Raw genomic sequence first — 19,699 nt, forward strand, 5'->3', positions numbered from 1 at the left:
CAATCAAATCGCTCCCCCTCCTAGGCCCTCAAGGCCCCGATGAGACGGTTTGTTGACAACGGTTTCCATATTTGTTGAAAATGAGTGTCATGAACGTACGACGACGCCTCATACCCGCCGCCCTGGCCTCCGCTCTCGGCCTGGGCGCCCTGACCGCCTGCTCCAGCGACAGCGCGGCCTCGGGCAACACGGACAAGTTCGACGTCGTCGCGTCGTTCTACCCGATGGCGTTCCTCGCCGAGCAGATCGGCGGCGACCACGCCCACGTCACCAGTCTGACCGAGCCCGGCCAGGAGCCGCACGACCTGGAGATCAGCACCCAGCAGCGCGCGCAGCTGGAGGAGGCCGACGCGGCGCTCTACCTCAAGGGCCTCCAGCCCGCCGTCGACGAGGCCGTCGGCCAGACCGGCATCAAGACGAAGATCGACGCGGCCACCCTGACTCACCTCGAGGACCACGGCACCGGCGGCCACACCCACGAGGGCGAGGAAGGCCACTCCGAGGAGGGCCACTCCGAGGAGGACGAGCACGGCCGCGACCCGCACGTCTGGCTCGACCCGGTCAAGTACGCCGAGATCGCCCAGGGCGTCGGCAAGGCCTTCGAGAAGGCCGACCCGGACCACGCGGCCGACTACAAGAAGAACACCGCGGCCCTGGTGAAGAAGCTCAACGGCCTGAACGCCGACTTCGAGAACGGCCTGAAGGACACCCGCAGCAAGGTCTTCTTCACCAACCACGCCGCCTTCGGTTACCTCGCCGAGCGCTACGGCCTCACCCAGGAGGCCATCTCCGGCATCGAACCCGACAGCGAGCCCAGCGCCGCCCGCGTGCGGGAGCTCCAGCAGGAGGCCAAGGCCGACGGCGTCACCACCGTCTTCTACGAGACACTGGTGTCCGACAAGACCGCGAAGACCCTCGCCCGCGACGCGAACCTGAGGACGGACGTCCTCGATCCCCTGGAGGGCATCACCGACAGGTCCCGCGGTGACGACTACTTCCAGGTCATGGAAGCCAACCTCAAGGCCCTGCGAAAGGCCCTGGGAGCCAAGTGACCGACCCATCGGAGGACGGCATGACCGAGCCCGTCGTATCCCTGCGCGGCGTCCGCGCGGACCTGGGCTCACGCCCCGTACTGCGTGGCATCGACCTCACCGTGCACGGCGGTGAGGTCGTCGCGCTGCTCGGCGCGAACGGCTCGGGCAAGTCCACGGCCGTGCGCAGCATCATCGGCCAGGTGCAGACCGGCGCCGGCGAGATCCGGCTGTTCGGCACCGACCGCGCGCGGTTCCGCGACTGGCACCGCCTGGGCTACGTCCCGCAGCGCACCACGGCCGCCGGCGGCGTGCCCGCCACGGTGACCGAGGTGGTCTCCTCCGGCCGCCTGTCCCGGGCCCGCTTCGGCGTGCTGCGCAAGGCCGACCACGAGGCCGTACGGCGCGCCCTGGACCTCGTCGGCATGACCGACCGCGCCAAGGACCCGGTCGACGCCCTCTCCGGCGGCCAGCACCAGCGCGTCCTGATCGCCCGCGCCCTCGCCTCCGAGCCCGAGCTGCTGATCATGGACGAGCCGATGGCCGGCGTCGACCTGGCCAGCCAGGAGGTCCTCGCGCACACCCTCACCGAACAGGTCTCCCAGGGCACCAGCGTGCTGCTCGTGCTGCACGAACTGGGCCCCCTGGAGCCGCTCATCGACCGGGCGGTCGTGCTGCGCGACGGCTGTGTCGTGCACGACGGGCCGCCCCCGAAGGCCGTCGGACAGCACGCGCTGCCCGGCCACGACCACGTGCACCCGCACGCACCCGCGGGCGCCGAACCGATCCGCACGGGACTGCTGAGCTGATGGACTTCCTCGACTACGCCTTCATGCAGCGGGCCCTGCTCGCCGCCGTCCTGGTCGGCATCACCGCCCCCGCGGTCGGCATCTACCTGGTCCAGCGCCGCCAGGCGCTGATGGGCGACGGCATCGGCCACGTCGCGATGACCGGCGTCGGCCTCGGCTTCCTGCTCACCTGGTCCCCGGTGTGGATGGCGACCCTGGTCTCCGTCCTCGGCGCGGTCCTCATGGAACTGATCCGCTGGTACGGCAAGACCCGCGGCGACATCGCCCTCGCGATGCTGTTCTACGGCGGCATGGCCGGCGGTGTGATGTTCATCAACCTCGCGCCGACGGGCTCCAACGCCAACCTGACGTCGTACCTGTTCGGCTCCCTGTCGACGGTGTCCGAGTCGGACGTCACGGCGATCTGCGTCCTGGCCGCGTTCGTGGTCCTGGTCACCCTCGGTCTGCGACGGCAGCTGTTCGCGGTCAGCCAGGACGAGGAGTTCGCCCGGGTGACGGGCCTGCCGGTGCGCGTCCTGAACCTGCTGACGGCGGTCACCGCGGCCGTCACGGTGACGGTGGCCATGCGCGTGGTCGGGCTGCTGCTGGTCAGCGCGCTCATGGTGGTGCCGGTCGCGGCCGCGCAGCAGATCGCGCGCAGTTTCGCCGCGACGTTCGTGATCGCCGTGGCCATCGGCGTGAGCGTGACGATCGGCGGCACCGTCACCTCGTACTACCAGGACGTGCCGCCCGGCGCGACGATCGTGCTGCTGACCATCGGCGCGTTCATCGTGCTGACGGCGCTCGCGGCCCCGCTGGCCCGTCGCCGCGCCCGGGCGCGGGCGGCCGCGCTCGGCGGGGCCGACCCCGCCGAGTGCGCGATCCCGGGCAGCCGTCAGGCGACCGACGAGGTCGGCGTCTGACCGCCCCCGCACCGGGCTGGCACAATGGCCCGGGCAAGGCAGACGTGAGGAGGCAACGGTGACGACCGCTGGACCGTCCGTGAAGGGCCGCGCCACCAAGCAGCGGGCCGCTGTGGCGGCGGCCCTTCAGGAGGTCGACGAGTTCCGCAGCGCGCAGGAACTGCACGACATGCTCAAGCACAAGGGCGACTCGGTCGGGCTCACCACGGTCTACCGCACCCTCCAGTCCCTCGCCGACGCCGGTGAGGTCGACGTCCTGCGCACCGCCGACGGCGAGTCGGTGTACCGGCGTTGCTCCACCGACGACCATCACCACCACCTCGTGTGCCGTGGGTGCGGCAAGGCCGTCGAGGTCGAGGGGCCGGCCGTGGAGAAGTGGGCCGAGGCGATCGCCGCGGAGCACGGTTATGTGAACGTGGCTCATACGGTGGAGATCTTCGGGACGTGTGCCGACTGTGCGGGGGCCTCCGGCGGTTGAGCCGGTTGTGCCTGCTCGCCGTGGGGTGCGGGTGCGTGGGCGTGTTCGCGCAGTTCCCCGCGCCCCTGACCGCGTAGTTCCCCGCGCCCCCGACCGCGCAGTTTCCCGCGCCCTTGAGGAGTGCTGCTGTGGCCCGGCCGCCGTTTGAGGGGGCCGGGCCATGGGGTCACTGCTGTTCGCCCTCCATGGCCAGCAGTTCCTCGTTCGGGACGGCTCCGCCGAAGCGGCGGTCACGGGAGGCGAACTCCAGACAGGCGCGCCACAGGTCACGCCGGTCGAAGTCCGGCCACAGCACGTCCTGGAAGACCATCTCGGCGTAGGCGCTCTGCCAGAGCAGGTAGTTCGAGGTGCGCTGCTCACCGCTGGGGCGCAGGAACAGGTCCACGTCCGGCATGTCCGGGTAGTACATGTACTTCGCGAAGGTCTTCTCGTTGACCTTGGACGGGTCGAGCCGGCCGGCCTTCACATCCGCCGCAAGCGCCTGCGCCGCGTCGGCGATCTCGGCCCGCCCGCCGTAGTTCATGCAGAAGTACAGGGTGAGCTTGTCGTTGTCCTTCGTCTGCTCCTGGGCGACCTGGAGCTCCTTGGCGACCGAGCGCCACAGCTTGGGCATACGGCCCACCCAGCGCACCCGGATGCCCAGCGCGTCGAGCTGGTCGCGGGTCTTGCGGATGAAGTCCCGGTTGAAGTTCATCAGGAAGCGCACCTCGTCCGGCGACCGCTTCCAGTTCTCGGTGGAGAAGGCGTACAGGGAGATGGCGCCGACGCCCATCTCGATGGCGCCCTGGAGCACGTCCAGCACCCGCTCGGCACCGACCTTGTGCCCTTCGGTGCGCGGCAGCCCCCGGTCCTTGGCCCAGCGGCCGTTGCCGTCCATGACGATCGCCACATGCTGCGGTACGAACTCCCCGGGGATCTTCGGGGGCCGCGCGCCGGACGGGTGGGGCTCCGGCGTCCTGTACTCCCGGCGCTGGCGCCCCAGGATCCCGCGTACGGCCATGTGTTTCTCGTCTCCTCGTGCTTGCTTGCGTGTGTGGGGCCTGCTGCTGTGCGGGCCTACTTCTCGACGTAGCGCAGGGAGCGCAGTCCGCGCTCCATGTGCCAGTGCAGATACGCGGACACCAGCCCGCTGCCCTCCCGGACGTAGCGCGCCTCGCAGGCGTCCGCGGTCTCCCAGTCTCCCGTAAGCAGGGCGCCGAGGAGTTCCAGGGCCTGGGGCGAGGGTACGACGCTGCCGGGCACCCGGCAGTCCACGCAGACGGAACCGCCCGACGCGACCGAGAAGAACCGGTTGGGGCCGGGCATCCCGCACTTCGCGCAGTCGGTGAAGCTCGGGGCGTAGCCGTTGACGGCGAGGGAGCGCAGCAGGAAGGCGTCGAGCACGAGGTGCGGCGCGTGCTCGCCCCGGGCGAGGGTGCGCAGCCCGCCGACCAGCAGCAGGTACTGCTGCACGGCGGGCTCCCCCTCGTGGTCGGTGAACCGCTCGGCGGTCTCCAGCATGACGGTCCCGGCCGTGTACCGGGCGTAGTCGCTCACGATCGCGCCACCGTACGGCGCGATGGTCTCGCTCTGGGTGCACAGCGGCAGCCCGCGCCCGATGAGCTCGCTCCCCTTGGCGAAGAACTGCACGTCGACGTGCGAGAACGGCTCGAGACGCGCTCCGAACTTCGACTTCGTCCGGCGCACGCCCCGGGCCACCGCGCGTACCCGTCCGTGACCGCGCGTGAGCAGCGTGATGATCCGGTCCGCCTCACCCAGCTTCTGGGTGCGCAGCACGATGCCGTCGTCGCGGAACAGACTCATGGAACCATTCTCGCAGGGCCGTCACGTCAAGGGACCTCACCCCTGCTGCGGGCGTTGGCGTACGCGGTCGCCGCGCGCAGCCGCTCGGCGGGGGTGGCGTGCCGGACGGCTCCGGGGTCGGCGTCCCACTCCCTGCCGCCGCCGTACGGCCGCAACTGCACATAGGGCCCCTCATGCCCCATCACGATGCCGATGCGACCGCTTCGGGTGTCCACGACGTACGCGCCGACGGGAGGCTTCATCGCGGCACCGCCGCGAGCCGTCCGGCGGTCCGCGCGGAGCCCCGGCCCCGTGTCATGAGCGGGCAGGGCGCTTCCCGCACGAAATTCACCGGGCCAAGCCCCGGTGAGGGCAGGATCATTCCGGCCTTGGCGAGTTCTGCCCGCACTTCTTTCATCACGTCCTCCGCTTCTTCGGCGCAGAGCGCCGAGTGTCGTGCCTCCACCCTGCTCCCCTCCCTTGCGCGATTTCACTCTTCGCATCCTCACGGTCACACTCCGCGTCTACACTGAGGAAGGGTCTGTGTCGTACAACTGCGGTGCGACGCAATGAGGTTCGGCCCGGAGTGTGACAAACAGCCGGGAGAATGCGGCTGTGAGACCACCTGGCCCCGGAGCTCCGCGGCCGCGGCGCGGGCTCGGCGGTCCTGCGCACCCTGCTGGCCCGGACCGACTCCTCGGGCGACCTGAGCGACTCGGGGCGGCGATCGGACCTCGGGCTCGGCCGGGCGCTCGATTCCGGCCCTCACTGGGGCAATCCCCCGTACACAGACGGCAGTTACCCGGATGGGGCCGTTCCCCGGGGTCCGTCAGGCTGCTGGTATGAAGCAGATCAGGACATGCGCGGTACTGGCCGTCGCCGTCGGCGTCGTCCTCGGGTTCGCCGGGCCCGGTGGGGCGTCCGCGGCCGGTGGGGAGGGGATCGCATGGGGTGCGTGTGAGGGCTCCGGGCTCGATCCCCGGCAGCAGTGCGCCACCGTCGGCGTGCCCATGGACTACTCCGACCCCGACAGCCCGGAGATCCGGATCGCCGTCTCCCGGATCCCCGCTCAGAAACCGTCCGCCCGGCGGGGCAGCCTGGTGCTCATCCCGGGCGGGCCCGGCGGGGACAGCCTCGCCGACCCCTCCGGCAAGGGACAGAAACTGCCGCGGAAGGTGCGGGAGATGTACGACCTGGTGGGGTTCGCGCCGCGCGGGATGGCGCCCTCCACCGCCGTGGACTGCCGGCTCGACCCGGCCGACCTCGGCGTGACGAAGCTGCTGCCCTGGCCGGGTCCGGACGACTCCGTCGCCGAGAACATGGCCACCGCCCGGCGTACGGCGACGGCCTGTGCCCGCAACGGCGGTGAGCTGATCCGGCACATCAGCACCGCCAACGAGGCACGCGACCTGGACCGCGTCCGGGCCGCCCTCGGCGACGAGAAGATCTCCGCGTGGGGCGTCTCGTACGGCACCTACGTCGGGGCCGTCTACAGCCAGCTGTTCCCGCACCGCACCGACCGCATCGTGCTCGACAGCAACAACGACCCCGATCACACCCGGGTGACCCGCAACTGGCTCGCCTCCTTCGAGGTCGGCGTCGAGGACAACTTCCCCGAGTTCGCCAGGTGGGCGTCCCGGCCCGGCAATCCGCACCGGCTCGCCCGCACACCCGCCGAGGTACGCTCCGGCTTCCTGCGGCTCGCCGCCCGGCTGGACCGCCGGCCTCTTCCCTGGCCCGGCGCCAACCCGCCGCGGCTGGACGGGAACACGCTCCGCCAGACCATGCTGTCCAGCCTCTACGACCCCGACGACTACCCGGCCCTGGCCGAGACCGTCCGGGCCGCCCGCAAGGGCACCGTGCCGCCCGCGCCCGAGGCCCCGCCCGAGCCGGTCCTGCAGAACGTCACCGCGGTCGGCGCCGGAACCATCTGCAACGACGTCGACTGGCCCGACTCGGCCGCCGCCTACCAGAAGGCCGTCGACCGGAGCCGGACCGCGTACCCGCTCACCGCGGGCATGCCACGCGGGCCGATGGTGTGCGCGGCCTGGCCGTACACCCCGAAGGAGCCGGCCGTGCGGATCACCGACCGCGGTCCCTCCACCATCCTGCTCGTCCAGAACCGGCGGGACGTCGCCACCCCGCTCGCCGGAGCCCGCAAGCTGCGCCGGGCCCTGGGCGACCGGGCCGTCATGGTCACCGTGAACTCCACCGGCCATGACGCCTACCTGGCCAACGGCAACGCCTGTGGCGACCGGACGGTCTCCCGCTTCCTGGCCACCGGCGAACGGCCCGGCTCCGACCTCTACTGCGACTGAGAGGTCAGGTGGCCCGCCGCCACGGGGCGGCGGGCCACCGCGTCGTCTCCCCCGTCCACTCCGGGCCGGAGCAGAGGCTCACCCCTCGCCGAACCGGCGCACGTACCGCCGCTGCCAGGGCGTCTCCACCGCCCGCCGGTCGTAGTGGTGGCGGACGTACCCCACCGCCTCCTCCCCCGGCACTCCGTCCAGCACCGCCAGACAGGCCAGGGCCGTGCCCGTGCGGCCGCGGCCTCCGCCGCAGGCGATCTCCACCCGCTCCCCGGCGGCCCGTTCCCACACCTCGGCCAGCACCGCGCGGGCGGCCGCCCGGTCCGACGGAAGCCGGAAGTCGGGCCACCGGATCCAGCCCGACTCCCAGGGGACCTCGGGCGGCCGCCGGCCGAGCAGGTAGACGCCGTAAGAGGGACGGGGCGCGGTGGGGTCCAGGGCGTGGCGCAGGCCCCGGCCGCGGATCAGGCGTCCCGACGGCAGGCGCAGGACGCCGGTGCCACTCTCGCTCCACAGCTCGCTCACGCCCTCATCATGCTCCGCACGCCCACGCCGGGGGGACGGAATCACCCGCGCAAGCATCTGCCCCCCACGGCTCCTGGCCCGCCCGGGGACTGATAGGACGTCAACTCGCCCCTTATGCCCCGCCATTGGTCCGACCTCTGACGGATACGCCATTCGTGTGGGCCCTCTTGACCGCCCCGGCACCCCCTCCTATGGTCGCGCTGACCGCAGGACGTAGGACGTCGTATCTCCTGGGTCGGCCCCTTCCCCCCAGACCTCGCTGGAGGACCCGTGCGCGACGTGACCCCCGACGTGCCGGCGCCGGACCGCCGGGCGTTCCTGAAGCACACCGGGGCGCTCGGGGCGGCCGCCGCCGTCTCCGCGTCGCTGTCGGCCTGTTCCTCCGGGCCGGAGTCCACCAACGACACCGGCAGCGGCAGTGGCCGGGACCGGACCCTCACCGCGGTGATCGGCTACGGCAACGACGGCAGCTGGGACCCCACCCAGACGGCGTCCGCGTTCTGCATGGCCGCCAACCACCACATCTACGAGGGGCTGCTGGACACCGACCCGATCTCCCGTGAGCCGTACGCGGCGCTGGCCACCGAGATGCCGAAGGACCCGGACGGCACGTCGTGGACGTTCACGCTGCGGGAGGGTGCGACCTTCCACGACGGCAAGCCCGTGACCGCCGACGACGTGGTGTTCGTCTTCGACCGGATCCTCGACCCGGACACCCAGACCCTCGCCAAGGGTTTCTTCGCGAGCTGGCTGGAGGAGGTCCGGAAGATCGACGCGCGCAGCGTCGAGCTGGTGCTCAAGTTCCCCTTCCCGGACGGGCTCGCGCGGCTGACCCTCGCCAAGATCATGCCGAAGCACGTGTTCTCCCGGCCCGGGGCCTGGGACGACGCCATCAAGGGCAAGGCGATCGGCTCGGGGCCCTACCGGCAGACCGCGCACCACCCGAAGTCGAACACGACCTTCGAGGCGTTCGACGGCTACAACGGCCCGCGCGAGCCCGCCTTCCGCAGGATGAACTGGCTGACCATCGTCGACGCCGCCCCCCGTGTCGCGAAGATCTCGGGCGCCGGGGCGGGCGCGCAGATCGCGGACAACATCCCCTACGCCAACATCGGGCAGCTGGAGAGCGGCGGCCTGACCGTCGCCGGCGGGGCCGGGATGAACAACCTGTTCCTGATGTTCAACACCCGGCACAAGCCCTTCGACGACGTGCGGGTGCGCCAGGCTCTGCACTACGCCATCGACACCGAGAAGATGGTGGAGGTCGCCCTCAAGGGGCACGGCAAGGCGGCCAGTTCCTTCCTCGACGAGGCCAACCCGTCCTACCGCCGGGCCAGGACGGTCTACGACCACGACCCGGACAAGGCGAAGGCCCTGCTGAAGGCGGCCGGGGTCACGGGCCTGAGCATCGACATCCTGGCGGTGAACGTCAGCTGGATCGTCGACTGTCTGCCCACCATCAAGGCGTCCTGGGACGCGATCGGGGTGCGGACCACCCTGTCCCCGCAGGAGACCACGGCCGTCTTCACGAAGATGGACCAGAGGCAGGACTACCAGGTGGTGGTGGCCGCCTCGAACCCCAACCAGTTCGGCCTCGACGCCGACCTGATCATGCGCTACAACCACGGGCCCGGGAACCTCTGGATGCGGTACACCCGCTGGGCCTCCGACCCGGTCGCCAAGCAGCTCTTCAAGGACATGGACCGGGCCACCCGGGAGCCCGACCCGGCGCGGAAGAAGACGATCGTGCAGGACTGCTTCGACGTCATCGCCGAACAGGCCGTGCTCTACCCGGTCGTCCACAACGAGCTGATGACCGCCTGGGACCCGGAGCGGCTCAGCGGGATAAGGGCACAGCCCTACCCGGGCATCAACCTCCTCCGGGCCAAGTGGGCCTGAGCGGATGACGGCCGTCCTGCGGATCCTGCTCCGCCGTGTCGCCCTGCTCGTGCCGCTGATGCTGGGCATCGTGCTGTTCGTGTTCCTGGTGATGCGGTTCTCGGACGTCGACCCGGCCTCCGCGTTCTTCCAGGGCGCCAACCCCACGCCGCAGCAACTGCACGACTTCCGCGAGGAACACGGCCTGCTCGACCCGCTGCCCGTGCGCTACGCCGGATTCGTCGCCGACCTGCTCCACGGGGACCTGGGCACCAGCGCGCTGACCCGGGCGCCCGTCATCGACCAGGTCGCCACCGCGCTGCCGCTCACCCTCCAACTGACGTTCCTCGGCCTGGGCATCGCGGTCGTGCTGTCCCTCGCCGCAGGGGTGACCGCGGCGATCCACCGGGACCGGCTGCCCGACCAGATCATCCGGGTCGTCTCGCTCACCGGGGTCGCGGCGCCCGGCTTCTGGCTGGCGCTGCTGATGATCCAGTACCTGGCGGTCGACCTGGGCTGGTTCCCGAGCGGCGGCTACATCAACCCGGCCGACTCCTTCACCGGCTGGCTGAGGACCATGACCCTGCCCGCCCTGGCGCTGTCGCTGCCGGTGGCGGCGCAGCTGACCAGGATCGTGCGGACGGCCGTGGTGGAGGAACTGGACAAGGACTACGTCCGCACCGCGATCGGGAGCGGGCTGCCGCCACGGGTGGTCGTGGGGCGCAACGTGCTGCGCAACGCGCTCATCAACCCGCTCACCGTGCTCGGCCTGCGGGTCGGCTACCTGCTGGGCGGCGCGGTCGTCATCGAGACGATCTTCTCGCTGCCCGGCATGGGAAAGCTGATGATCGACGCCGTGAAGAACGGCGATCCGGCCGTCGTCCAGGGCGTGGTGCTGACCACGGCGGCCGGGTTCGTCGTGGTGAACCTCGTCATCGACGTGCTGTATCTGCTGGTCAACCCACGACTGAGGGACGCGGCCCCATGACGACCCGCAAGAGTCTCACCGCGGCGCTGTCCCGGCCCGGTCTGCGGCTGCGCGGCTGGCGCAGGCTGCCGCCGCTGTCGAAGACCGCCGTCTGCTTCCTGGCGGTCGTCGCCCTGACGGCGCTGCTCGCACCGCTGCTCGCCCCGCACGACCCGCTGGACCAGCAGCCGCCGGCCGACGGCACCGGGCATCCGTCCGCCGGGCACTGGATGGGGCAGGACAGCCTCGGCCGGGACATCCTCAGCCGGCTGATGTACGGGGCGCGCTGGTCGCTGGCCATCGGGCTCGGCGCGACCGGGCTGGCCCTGGTGGCGGGAGCGCTCCTCGGGGCGATCGCGGCGACCTCCCGCAAGGCGGTGGACGAGACGCTGATGCGCTGCCTGGACGTCGTGATGGCGTTTCCGGGCATCGCGCTGGCGGCCGTGCTGGTGGCGGTGTTCGGCGGCGGGATCACCGTTCTCATCTGCGCGATCGCGTTCCTGTTCACGCCGCCGGTGGCGCGCGTGGTCCGCGCGAACGTCCTCGACCAGTTCGGCGAGGACTATGTGACGGCGGAACGGGTGATCGGCGCGCGCACCGCGCACATCGTGCTGCGGCACGTGGCGGTCAACTGCGCCGCGCCGGTGCTGGTGTTCTGCACCGTCCAGGTCGCCGAGGCGGTCGTCTTCGAGGCGTCGCTGTCGTTCATCGGGGCGGGCGTACGGCCGCCGGACCCTTCCTGGGGCAGTGTCATCGCGGACGGCAAGAACATGGTGCTGACCGGCGGCTGGTGGGCGACGGTGTTCCCCGGGCTGCTGATGCTGGTCACCGTGCTGTCGCTGAACGTCCTGTCCGAGGGCGTGTCCGACGCCTGGGCGGCCCCGTCGGCGCGGGAGGTCGACCCCGGCGACGACCCGGTGGAGGCACCGGAGCCCGGCGGCGAGGTCGTGCGGCTGCCCGGTCTGGCCGAAGCGGCGCGGCGGTTGCGGGCCCGGGCGCGTCAGCTGCCCCGCCACGGGCAGCCGGTGCTCGCCGTGGAGAACCTCACCATCGGTTTCGAGCGGCGGCACGGCGGTGTCGACATCGTGGACGGCATCAGCTTCGAGGTGCACCCCGGGGAGGTGCTCGGGCTGGTCGGCGAGTCGGGCTGCGGCAAGTCCCTGACCGCGCTGGCGATCATGGGCCTGGAGCCGAAGGGGGCGCGGATCGGCGGCCGGGTCCTTTTCCAGCGGCGGGACCTGCTCGCCGAGCCGATGCGCGTGCGCCGCAAGCTGCTCGGCCACGAGATGGCGATGATCTACCAGGACGCGCTGTCGTCGCTGAACCCGGCGATGACGATCCGCGCCCAGCTGAAGCAGGTGGTGCGGCGCGGTGGGCAGCGCGGCCCCGCCGAGCTGCTGTCGCTGGTCGGCCTCGACCCCGGGCGCACCCTGCGCAGCTACCCGCACGAACTGTCCGGCGGGCAGCGCCAGCGCGTCCTGATCGCCATGGCCCTGTCCCGCGACCCGCGGCTGATCGTCGCCGACGAGCCGACGACCGCCCTCGATGTGACCGTGCAGGCGCAGGTCATGGAGCTGCTGCTGCGGCTGCGCGAGGAGCTCGGCTTCGCGCTGCTGCTGGTCTCGCACGACCTGGCGCTGATCGCGGACGTCACCGACCGGGTGGTGGTGATGTACGGCGGGCAGATCGTGGAGACCGGCGTGACCGCCGACCTGGTGCAGGCCCCGGCCCATCACTACACGCGCGGCCTGCTCGGCAGTGTGCTGTCGCTGGAGTCGGCGCAGGAGCGGATGACGCAGATCAGGGGCGTGGTGCCGGCCCCGGCCGACTTCCCGCCGGGCTGCCGCTTCGCCGACCGCTGCCCGCGGGCCACCGAGCTCTGCCGTACGACACCTCCCGTGCTGCGGGGCACGCCGACGCACACGGCGGCCTGCCACCACGCCGCGATCGACCTGGCCGCCTCGGAGGCCGTGACATGAACGCCCTGGTGGAGCTGTCCGACGCCCATGTCGTCCACAAGGCCCGCAGCGGCTCTCTCTTCGCCCGTGACCGGGTGTACGCGCTGACGGGCGCCGACCTGGCGATCGCGCCCGGCGAGACCGTCGGCGTGGTCGGCGAGTCGGGCTGCGGGAAGTCGACCCTGGCGAAGGTGCTGGTGGGGGTGGAACGGCCGGTGCGCGGGACGGTGTCGTTCCGGGGCCGGGACCTGTGGGCGATGCCGGCGGCCGAACGCCGCCGGACCGTCGGCGGCAGCACCGGCATGATCTTCCAGGATCCGTCGACGGCGCTCAACCGCCGCCTGACCGTCCGGCAGATCCTGCGGGATCCGCTGGACGTGCACGAGCGGGGCACCAGGAGGCAACGCGACGACAGGGTCCGTGAGTTGATGGCCCTCGTCGGTCTGCCCCGGGCCCTCGCGGGCGCGGTGCCGGGCCAGTTGTCGGGCGGGCAGCGCCAACGGGTCGCGATCGCCCGGGCGCTGACGCTCGAGCCGGACCTCGTGGTGGCCGACGAGCCGACGAGCGCCCTGGACGTGTCGGTGAGGGCCCAGATCCTCAATCTGCTGCTGGACCTGAAGGAACGCCTGGGGCTGGCGCTGGTGTTCGTCTCGCACGACATCCAGACGGTGCGGCGGATGAGCGACCGGGTCATCACCATGTACCTGGGCCGGATCGTCGAGGAGTCCCCGGCCGCCCTGGTCACCGACCGGGCCCGGCACCCGTACACCCGTGCCCTGTTCTCCGCCACACCGGGCCTGCTCGACCCCGTCGACCCGATCCCGCTGTCCGGTCCGGTGCCGTCGGCGACCCGGCCGCCGAGCGGCTGCCCGTTCCGCACCCGCTGCTGGAAGGCCGACGGGACCTGTGCGCGGGAGATGCCGGCTTTCTCCGCCGCGTCGGCACCGGGGCACCGCTTCCGCTGCCACCATCCTGTCCGGGAGGACGAGTCGACCCGCGACCTCGTCCGCCGACGCGACCCGATGGAGGCTCCATGAGTTTCACCCCGCTGACCGGTGTCATCCCGCCCGTCTGTACGCCCCTGACATCGGACGGCGAGGTGGACCTCCCCTCGCTGACCCGGCTCGTCGACCATCTGGTGGCGGGCGGGGTGCACGGGCTGTTCGTGCTCGGCTCGACCTCCGAGGCCGCGTATCTGCCGGACCGGCAGCGCAGGCTGGTCGTCGAGGCGGTCACCGGCCACGTGGGCGGGCAGCTCCCGGTGCTGGCCGGGGCGATCGACATGACGACGCCCCGGGTCCTCGACCATGTCGCGGCCGTGACGGCGGCGGGCGCGGACGCGGTCGTCGTCACCGCCCCGTTCTACGCCCGCACCCACCCGGCGGAGATCGCCCGCCACTACCGCGCGGTCGCCGCCGCGAGCCCGGTCCCGGTGATCGCCTACGACCTTCCCGCAGCCGTCCACACCAAGCTGCCGGCCGACGTGGTCCTGGAGCTGGCCGCCGACGGTGTCGTGGCCGGGCTCAAGGACTCCAGCGGTGACCTGGCCGCCTTCCGCCGGGTCGTGACCGGGGTGCGCAACCGGCAGGACGTCACCGGCTTCAGCGTGCTGACCGGCTCCGAGCTGATCGTCGACGCGGCCCTCGCGATCGGCGCGGACGGCACGGTGCCGGGCCTCGGCAACGTCGACCCGCACGGCTACGCCCGCCTGGACCGGCTGTGCCGCGCCGGGGACTGGGACGGGGCCCGTGCCGAACAGGAGCGCCTGTGCGCCCTGTTCGGCATGACGACCGTCGGCGATCCGGCCCGGATGGGCCCCAACTCCTCGGCGATCGGCGCCTTCAAGGCCGCGCTGTACCTGCGCGGGGTGATCGACTGCCCGGCGACGGCGGAGCCGCAGATCCCGCTGTCGCCGGACGAGGTGGAGCAGGTCGGCAAGTACCTCGCGGCGGCCGGGCTGCTCCCGGTGTGCTGACCGGGCCCGCCCGTCAGACGCTTCCCGGCGTCACGATCCCCGACTCGTAGGCCACGATGACGAGTTGGGCCCGGTCCCGGGCCGCCAGCTTGCCCATGATGCGGCTGACGTGGGTCTTCGCGGTGAGCGGGCTCAGGCCCAGCGCGTCGGCGATCTCCGCGTTGGTGAGGCCGCGCGCGACCAGTGCGAGCACCTCACGCTCCCGGCCGGACAGGCACTCGGGCCCGCCCGTCCGCGGTGCGCGGGGGGCGCGCAGGAACCGCTCGATCAGCCGTGTCGTGGGCCCGGGAGACAGCAGGGACTCCCCGGCCGCGACCGTGCGGATGGCGTCCAGGAGGTCGGCGGGCCTGGTGTCCTTGACCAGGAACCCGGAGGCACCGGCGCGCAGGGCGTCGACGATGTTCTCGTCGGTGTCGTACGTGGTGAGGACGAGCACCCGGACGTCCGCGAGGTCCTCGTCGGCGGCGATGCGCCGGGTCGCCTCGATGCCGTCCAGGTCGGGCATGCGGATGTCCATCACCACGAGGTCGGGGCGAGCGCCGCGGGCCAGTTCGACTGCCTGGCGTCCGGTGGCGGCCCGGCCGACGACCTCCATGTCGCGGGCCGACTCCACGAGCATCGCGAACGCCTCCCTGACCAGGGTCTGGTCGTCCGCGAGGAGCACCCGTACGGTCATCCGGTTCTCTCCCCCGTCGTGGTCAGCGGCAGCACCGCGGTCACCTCGAACCCGCCCCCGGCGCGCGGTCCGGCGTCGAGTGTGCCACCGACGCTGCGGGCCCGCTCACGCATGCCGACGAGTCCGAAGCCGGGGGTGCCGGCCGCGTCCGGTCCGGTGCCGTCGTCGCGGACCGACAGGTGCAGGGCGCCCTCCCGTTCGTCCAGTTCGACGCGGACGGCCGGTTCGGGCCCCGCGTGCCGGACCGCGTTGGTCAGGGCCTCCTGGACGATGCGGTAGGCGGCGGCGCCGACGGCGGGCGCTGCGTGGCGCACCCGTACGGTCTGCTCGACCTGGGCGCCGGCCAGCCGCGCCGCCCGCGCCAGGTCGGGCAGCCCGTCGAGGCCGGGCAGCGGGCCGCGGGCGTCCGGGGGGCCGTGCTCGCGCAGCACCTCCAGGGTGGTGCGGAGTTCGCCGCGGGCGCTGCGGCAGGTCTCGGCGATGTCGTCGAGGGCCTTGGCCACCGTCTCCCGGTCGAGCCGTTCGGGGTCGGCGGACAGCACATGGGCGGCGACGGAGGTCTGCACGCCGATGAGGGTGATGCTGTGGGCGAGCAGGTCGTGCAGGTCCCGGGCGATCCGCAGCCGCTCCTCGGCGACCCGCCGCCTCGCCTCCTCCTCCCGGGTGCGTTCGGCCCGTTCGGCGCGCTCCACGATCGAGGCGACGTACTGGCGGTAGACGCGCACGTCGGCACCGCAGAACAGCACGGCGACGACCCAGCCCGAGACCCGGAGCACCTCCAGCGCCTCGTGCATGCTGACGGTGAGCATCACGCCGGCCGAGAGACCGACGACACCGATCCCGACCAGGACGGTGCGCAGCGGGCGGCCGGTGACGGCCACGGTGTAGAGCGCGATGTAGGCCGCCGGGGTCGGCGCGGAGTGGGGGTTGTCGAGGGCGTGGTACGGGGCGACGCAGAGCACGACGGCGAGCAGTACGAGCAGCGGCCGGCGGCGCCGCCACGCGATCGGCACGTTGCAGGCGAGCAGCAGCGTCCAGCCCAGCGCGTCGGGTCCGCGCCCGTCGTCGACGAGCAGGGCCAGGGCGACGGCGAGCGCGGCGGCGACCAGGGCGAGCAGCGCGTCGTTGCGGGCGGCGTGCGGAGCGGTCAGGGGGTCGCGGTTGATCGCGGCCATGATCCGCTCGGCGGACCGCGACCAGGTCGGCTGCGGGGTGGTGGGTGCGGGCACGGTCCTCATCCTCGGCTGGAAAGGCACCCTGCGGGAGGGGGCCCGCTCAGCCGCGGGCACGCGTGCCGCCCGGGGCGGCCCCCGCGGGCGCGGCGGCACCCCGCTCCGCCGGGTCGCGGATCACCCCGGCCCCGGCACCGGCGCCGGGCTCCGGCACACTCGAGAGCTTCCCCGGCCACCACACCCGCCGCTTCAGCAGCACACTCGCCGTGGTCACCAGGTACGTACGCACCAGGAACGTATCCAGCAACACCCCCACGGCGATGACGAACCCGAGTTCCACCAGCCCGACCATCGGCAGCGTGGTCAGCACCGCGAAGGTCGCCGCCAGCACCACCCCCGCCGACGCGATGACCCCGCCGGTCGTCCGCAGCGCGGTGAGCGCCGCCTCCTCCGGCTCGGCCCCGCGCACGGACTCCTCCCGCATCCGGTGCATCAGGAAGATGCCGTAGTCGACCCCGAGGGCGACCAGGAACACGAAGGACAGCAGCCCGAGCCCCGGATCGTTCCCGGCGAATCCGAGAACCGGCTCGAAGACCAGGCCTCCGATGCCCAGCGCGGCGCCCCAGACCGCCACCACCGCCGCCAGCAACAGCAGCGGCGCGACGAGACTGCGCAGCAGCCCGACCAGGATGACGAACACCGCGGCCAGCACCAGCGGCACGATCACCTTCCGGTCCCGCGCCTCGCCGGCGGCCAGGTCGATCTGCTGGGCGCTGGGCCCGCCGACGTACGCGCCCTGCGGGTCGAGCCCGTCCCGCAGCGCCTCGATGGTGCGGGTCTCGGCCGCGGTCTCGGGGGCCGCGGTGGTGAAGACGGCGATCTCGGTCCAGCCCGAGCCGCCGCGCCCGGGCACCGCCTCGGCGACGCCGTCGGTCGCGCGGGCCCGCTCCAGCACCGCCCTGGCCCGCTGCTCGGGCGCGATGACCGTCACGGGCCGGCTGCTGCGCTCGGGGTACTCCCGGGCGAGCGTCCGCATCGCCGTGATGGACTCGGGCCGTTCGGTGAAGGAGTCCTCCTGCCTGAGGCCCCCGGACAGGTTGAGGGTGCCGAGCGCGAGGGCGCCGAGCAGCACGCCGCCCGCGGCCAGCACGGTGGCGGGCCGCCGGGTCGCCGAGGTGCCCATGGCGGCGAACAGCGAGCGCCGGGCCTTCGGCTCACTGCCGAAGGCGGGGACGAGCGGCCAGAAGACCCGCCGTCCCAGCAGCACCAGGACGGCCGGCAGCAGGGTCGTCATGGCGGCCAGTGCGGCGAGCACCCCGGCCATGCCGACCGGCCCCATGCCGCTGCTGCTGTTGAGGTCCGCGGCGAGCAGGCACAGCAGTGCGGCGGCGACGGTCCCGGAGGAGGCCAGGACGGCCGGTCCGCAGCCGCGCAGCGCGGCGCGCATGGCGTCGTAGGGCTGTTCGTGGCGCCGCAGTTCCTCGCGGTAGCGGGAGACGACGAGCAGCGCGTAGTCGGTGCCGGCACCGAGGACCAGCACGGTCATCACACCGCCGCTTTGTCCGGTGACGGTGACGTCGAGCAGTCGGTGCAGCCCGTACCCGGCGGCCATCGCCGTGACGGCGGCGGCCCCCGCCACGGCGAGCGGCACCAGCCACAGGAAGGGGCTGCGGTAGATGAGGACGAGCAGCACGGTGACGACGCCGAGCGTGGCGAGCAGCAGGGTGGCGTCGAGCGTCCCGAACACCTCGTTCATGTCGGTGTTGAGCGCGCCGGGCCCGCCGACCTCGGCGCTCAGCCCGCCGTCGCCCTCGACGATCTCGCGCACCCCGTCGACGAAGGCGTCCCGGGCCTCCTCGTCCTGGCCCGGCTGGGTGCTGGAGACGGGGTACATCAGGGTGGAGCCGTCCTTCGACGGGACGCCCCGCGGCTCGGCGGCCAGGTCGTAGGCGCCGCTCACCTCGGCGAGCTGCTCGCCGGCGGTGTGCCGGTCGGCGGCGGTGAGGCCGCCGTCCCGGTGGTAGACGAGCACCAGGTCGGTCGCCTCGCCGCCGGGCAACTCGTCCTGGATCCGCGCCACCTGGGTGGAGTCGGCGCCGTCGGGCAGGTAGTCGACCGCGCGGTTCTGCTGGACGTCGGAGAACGTGCCCGCGAGCGGCCCGAGCAGCACGAGCGCGGCGAGCCACAGCCCGACCACCACCCAGGGCACGGCCCGCTTCCGCCCGGTACGCGTCCTTACGGCCCCCATGTCCGGCTCCCTCCGGTCGGTGTCTGGATCGGTCTCCAGACTCCCGTCGGGCGGGGGCCGTTTCGTCGGGCCTGAGGGCGAGCCGGGGGCTACTGCCGGGGGCGGGCCCGGCCGGGCGTTACTCCCCGGGGAGTAGTGGGGGCTGCTCCGGGGCTGCTCTACGACGGCGTGCGTGCCGCCGCCAGCAGCCGGGTCACGTCGTCGGAGCAGATGGTGAGCGCCGCCCCGACCGTCGCCAGCACATCGCGCTCGGCCGGGGTGTACGGCCCGTCGGCCAGGGCGATGCGGGCGCCCTGGAGCAGGATCGATTCGCGGCCGACGCCGGCGAGGTGCGGGGCGAGCGGGTCCAGCGCCTCGTGCAGCTCTATGGCCAGCCCCGCGCCGCAGGGTTCGCCGGTGATCCGCCCGGTGTCGGCCTCCAGCGCCTCGACGAGGGCGGCCAGCTGCTCCTCGGTGCAGTCCTCGAAGCCGGCCGCGCGCACGGCGAGCACGGCCGCCTCCAGTGCCGTACGGGACCCGGCGCCGCCCGCGGCGAGCACCGCGAGGGCGACGGTGTGCACGGCGTCGCGGAGCATCGCCGAGAAGCGGGTCGTGGTCGGGTGGTCGAGGACGTCCGTGCCGAAGTGGCGGCGGCAGGCGGCGCACTCGACGACCGGGCCGGTCTCGCCGCGCGGCAGCATGGGCAGGCCGAGCAGGGTGAAGCGGCGCTGTCCGGTCAGCCGCTGGTAGTTGCGGTCGCCGCCGCAGCCGGGGCAGAAGAACTCCCCGTCACCGGCGGCCGTCCACGCGGTGCGGGTGCCCAGGATGCGCGAAAGCCTGGCGGCATGGCCGTTTCGTCCCCGTCCTGGCAGCACGTCGCACCTCCGTCACGCCGCACGGCAACGTCGCCGCGCTTGCGTGATGTTAGCCACATCGGCGACGAGGAGTCAGCACCCCGGAGGAGACCTTTCCGTGACCTCCACACGGAATGGCCGGTATACGACGGGGCT

18 protein-coding genes are annotated in these 19,699 nt (G+C 72.6%); 10 read left to right on the top strand and 8 right to left on the bottom strand.

What is annotated here, in order from left to right; translation table 11 throughout:
• The first annotated feature begins 89 nt into the window (after nucleotides 1-89).
• The 4 genes from AB0I06_RS12390 to AB0I06_RS12405 are packed head-to-tail and all read left to right on the top strand — an operon-like array spanning nucleotide 90 to nucleotide 3,220.
• Complete coding sequence (locus tag AB0I06_RS12390) at nucleotides 90-1,052, top strand: metal ABC transporter substrate-binding protein (RefSeq protein ID WP_363118707.1); 963 nt, start codon at nucleotides 90-92, stop codon at nucleotides 1,050-1,052.
• A 20-nt stretch (nucleotides 1,053-1,072) separates the two neighbouring features.
• Nucleotides 1,073-1,840: a metal ABC transporter ATP-binding protein gene (locus AB0I06_RS12395; RefSeq protein WP_363118913.1), complete on the top strand. Its 768-nt coding sequence runs from the start codon at nucleotides 1,073-1,075 to the stop codon at nucleotides 1,838-1,840.
• Nucleotides 1,840-2,742, top strand: a complete 903-nt coding sequence (locus AB0I06_RS12400; RefSeq protein ID WP_363118708.1) for a metal ABC transporter permease — start codon at nucleotides 1,840-1,842, stop codon at nucleotides 2,740-2,742. Before AB0I06_RS12395 ends, AB0I06_RS12400 begins: the two co-directional genes overlap by 1 nt.
• A gap of 58 nt (nucleotides 2,743-2,800) precedes the next feature.
• On the top strand, nucleotides 2,801-3,220 hold the full coding sequence (locus tag AB0I06_RS12405; RefSeq protein ID WP_363118709.1) for a transcriptional repressor: 420 nt from the start codon (nucleotides 2,801-2,803) through the stop codon (nucleotides 3,218-3,220).
• Between the two features lie 166 nt (nucleotides 3,221-3,386).
• On the opposite strand, the gene AB0I06_RS12410 is transcribed toward AB0I06_RS12405, so the two are convergent.
• Genes AB0I06_RS12410 through AB0I06_RS12420 form a run of 3 tightly spaced genes read right to left on the bottom strand, consistent with a single transcriptional unit; the run spans nucleotide 3,387 to nucleotide 5,265 of the window.
• Nucleotides 3,387-4,220, bottom strand: a complete 834-nt coding sequence (locus tag AB0I06_RS12410) for an isoprenyl transferase (protein WP_363118710.1) — start codon at nucleotides 4,218-4,220, stop codon at nucleotides 3,387-3,389.
• A 56-nt stretch (nucleotides 4,221-4,276) separates the two neighbouring features.
• Complete coding sequence (gene recO, locus AB0I06_RS12415; RefSeq protein WP_363118711.1) at nucleotides 4,277-5,023, bottom strand: DNA repair protein RecO; 747 nt, start codon at nucleotides 5,021-5,023, stop codon at nucleotides 4,277-4,279.
• A gap of 26 nt (nucleotides 5,024-5,049) precedes the next feature.
• Nucleotides 5,050-5,265, bottom strand: coding sequence for a hypothetical protein (locus tag AB0I06_RS12420; protein ID WP_030836519.1), 216 nt, complete (start codon nucleotides 5,263-5,265; stop codon nucleotides 5,050-5,052).
• A 579-nt stretch (nucleotides 5,266-5,844) separates the two neighbouring features.
• On the opposite strand from AB0I06_RS12420, the gene AB0I06_RS12425 reads away from it, so the two are divergent.
• Nucleotides 5,845-7,320, top strand: coding sequence for an alpha/beta hydrolase (locus AB0I06_RS12425; protein ID WP_363118712.1), 1,476 nt, complete (start codon nucleotides 5,845-5,847; stop codon nucleotides 7,318-7,320).
• Between the two features lie 78 nt (nucleotides 7,321-7,398).
• On the opposite strand, the gene AB0I06_RS12430 is transcribed toward AB0I06_RS12425, so the two are convergent.
• Nucleotides 7,399-7,836, bottom strand: a complete 438-nt coding sequence (locus tag AB0I06_RS12430) for a protein phosphatase (RefSeq protein ID WP_363118713.1) — start codon at nucleotides 7,834-7,836, stop codon at nucleotides 7,399-7,401.
• Nucleotides 7,837-8,106: 270 nt separating this feature from the next.
• Here AB0I06_RS12430 and AB0I06_RS12435 point away from each other — a divergent pair, with 270 nt between their 5' ends.
• The 5 genes from AB0I06_RS12435 to AB0I06_RS12455 are packed head-to-tail and all read left to right on the top strand — an operon-like array spanning nucleotide 8,107 to nucleotide 14,614.
• Complete coding sequence (locus AB0I06_RS12435; protein WP_363118714.1) at nucleotides 8,107-9,735, top strand: ABC transporter substrate-binding protein; 1,629 nt, start codon at nucleotides 8,107-8,109, stop codon at nucleotides 9,733-9,735.
• A gap of 4 nt (nucleotides 9,736-9,739) precedes the next feature.
• Nucleotides 9,740-10,702 carry an ABC transporter permease gene (locus AB0I06_RS12440; RefSeq protein WP_363118715.1) on the top strand — a complete coding sequence of 321 codons (963 nt, stop codon included), beginning with the start codon at nucleotides 9,740-9,742 and terminating at the stop codon, nucleotides 10,700-10,702.
• Complete coding sequence (locus AB0I06_RS12445; RefSeq protein ID WP_363118716.1) at nucleotides 10,699-12,660, top strand: dipeptide/oligopeptide/nickel ABC transporter permease/ATP-binding protein; 1,962 nt, start codon at nucleotides 10,699-10,701, stop codon at nucleotides 12,658-12,660. Before AB0I06_RS12440 ends, AB0I06_RS12445 begins: the two co-directional genes overlap by 4 nt.
• Nucleotides 12,657-13,676, top strand: coding sequence for an ABC transporter ATP-binding protein (locus tag AB0I06_RS12450; protein WP_363118717.1), 1,020 nt, complete (start codon nucleotides 12,657-12,659; stop codon nucleotides 13,674-13,676). Before AB0I06_RS12445 ends, AB0I06_RS12450 begins: the two co-directional genes overlap by 4 nt.
• A complete protein-coding gene (locus AB0I06_RS12455; protein ID WP_363118718.1) occupies nucleotides 13,673-14,614 on the top strand; it encodes a dihydrodipicolinate synthase family protein in 942 nt (313 codons plus the stop codon). The genes AB0I06_RS12450 and AB0I06_RS12455 overlap by 4 nt, the downstream gene beginning before the upstream one ends.
• Before the next feature lie 13 nt (nucleotides 14,615-14,627).
• Here the strand turns inward: AB0I06_RS12455 and AB0I06_RS12460 are convergent, their stop codons facing one another.
• From AB0I06_RS12460 to AB0I06_RS12475, 4 genes are all read right to left on the bottom strand, one after another.
• Nucleotides 14,628-15,290: a response regulator transcription factor gene (locus AB0I06_RS12460; protein WP_363118719.1), complete on the bottom strand. Its 663-nt coding sequence runs from the start codon at nucleotides 15,288-15,290 to the stop codon at nucleotides 14,628-14,630.
• Complete coding sequence (locus AB0I06_RS12465) at nucleotides 15,287-16,465, bottom strand: histidine kinase (protein ID WP_363118914.1); 1,179 nt, start codon at nucleotides 16,463-16,465, stop codon at nucleotides 15,287-15,289. Before AB0I06_RS12465 ends, AB0I06_RS12460 begins: the two co-directional genes overlap by 4 nt.
• 100 nt (nucleotides 16,466-16,565) lie before the next feature.
• Nucleotides 16,566-18,710: an MMPL family transporter gene (locus tag AB0I06_RS12470; protein WP_363118720.1), complete on the bottom strand. Its 2,145-nt coding sequence runs from the start codon at nucleotides 18,708-18,710 to the stop codon at nucleotides 16,566-16,568.
• A 158-nt stretch (nucleotides 18,711-18,868) separates the two neighbouring features.
• Nucleotides 18,869-19,564, bottom strand: a complete 696-nt coding sequence (locus AB0I06_RS12475; RefSeq protein ID WP_363118721.1) for a TerB family tellurite resistance protein — start codon at nucleotides 19,562-19,564, stop codon at nucleotides 18,869-18,871.
• Nucleotides 19,565-19,699: the final 135 nt, after the last annotated feature.

It is taken from the genome of Streptomyces sp. NPDC050674 (assembly GCF_040654575.1).
Classification (GTDB): Bacteria; Actinomycetota; Actinomycetes; order Streptomycetales; family Streptomycetaceae; genus Streptomyces.

Bases quoted from the DNA above. Each gene is read 5' to 3' on its own strand.
- AB0I06_RS12395 (WP_363118913.1), top strand. From the start codon at position 1,073: ATGACCGAGCCCGTCGTATCCCTGCGCGGCGTCCGCGCGGACCTGGGC.
- recO (WP_363118711.1), bottom strand. From the start codon at position 5,023: ATGAGTCTGTTCCGCGACGACGGCATCGTGCTGCGCACCCAGAAGCTG.
- AB0I06_RS12455 (WP_363118718.1), top strand. From the start codon at position 13,673: ATGAGTTTCACCCCGCTGACCGGTGTCATCCCGCCCGTCTGTACGCCC.
- AB0I06_RS12425 (WP_363118712.1), top strand. From the start codon at position 5,845: ATGAAGCAGATCAGGACATGCGCGGTACTGGCCGTCGCCGTCGGCGTC.
- AB0I06_RS12400 (WP_363118708.1), top strand. From the start codon at position 1,840: ATGGACTTCCTCGACTACGCCTTCATGCAGCGGGCCCTGCTCGCCGCC.
- AB0I06_RS12450 (WP_363118717.1), top strand. From the start codon at position 12,657: ATGAACGCCCTGGTGGAGCTGTCCGACGCCCATGTCGTCCACAAGGCC.
- AB0I06_RS12465 (WP_363118914.1), bottom strand. From the start codon at position 16,465: ATGGCCGCGATCAACCGCGACCCCCTGACCGCTCCGCACGCCGCCCGC.
- AB0I06_RS12470 (WP_363118720.1), bottom strand. From the start codon at position 18,710: ATGGGGGCCGTAAGGACGCGTACCGGGCGGAAGCGGGCCGTGCCCTGG.
- AB0I06_RS12410 (WP_363118710.1), bottom strand. From the start codon at position 4,220: ATGGCCGTACGCGGGATCCTGGGGCGCCAGCGCCGGGAGTACAGGACG.
- AB0I06_RS12440 (WP_363118715.1), top strand. From the start codon at position 9,740: ATGACGGCCGTCCTGCGGATCCTGCTCCGCCGTGTCGCCCTGCTCGTG.
- AB0I06_RS12460 (WP_363118719.1), bottom strand. From the start codon at position 15,290: ATGACCGTACGGGTGCTCCTCGCGGACGACCAGACCCTGGTCAGGGAG.
- AB0I06_RS12445 (WP_363118716.1), top strand. From the start codon at position 10,699: ATGACGACCCGCAAGAGTCTCACCGCGGCGCTGTCCCGGCCCGGTCTG.
- AB0I06_RS12390 (WP_363118707.1), top strand. From the start codon at position 90: ATGAACGTACGACGACGCCTCATACCCGCCGCCCTGGCCTCCGCTCTC.
- AB0I06_RS12420 (WP_030836519.1), bottom strand. From the start codon at position 5,265: ATGAAGCCTCCCGTCGGCGCGTACGTCGTGGACACCCGAAGCGGTCGC.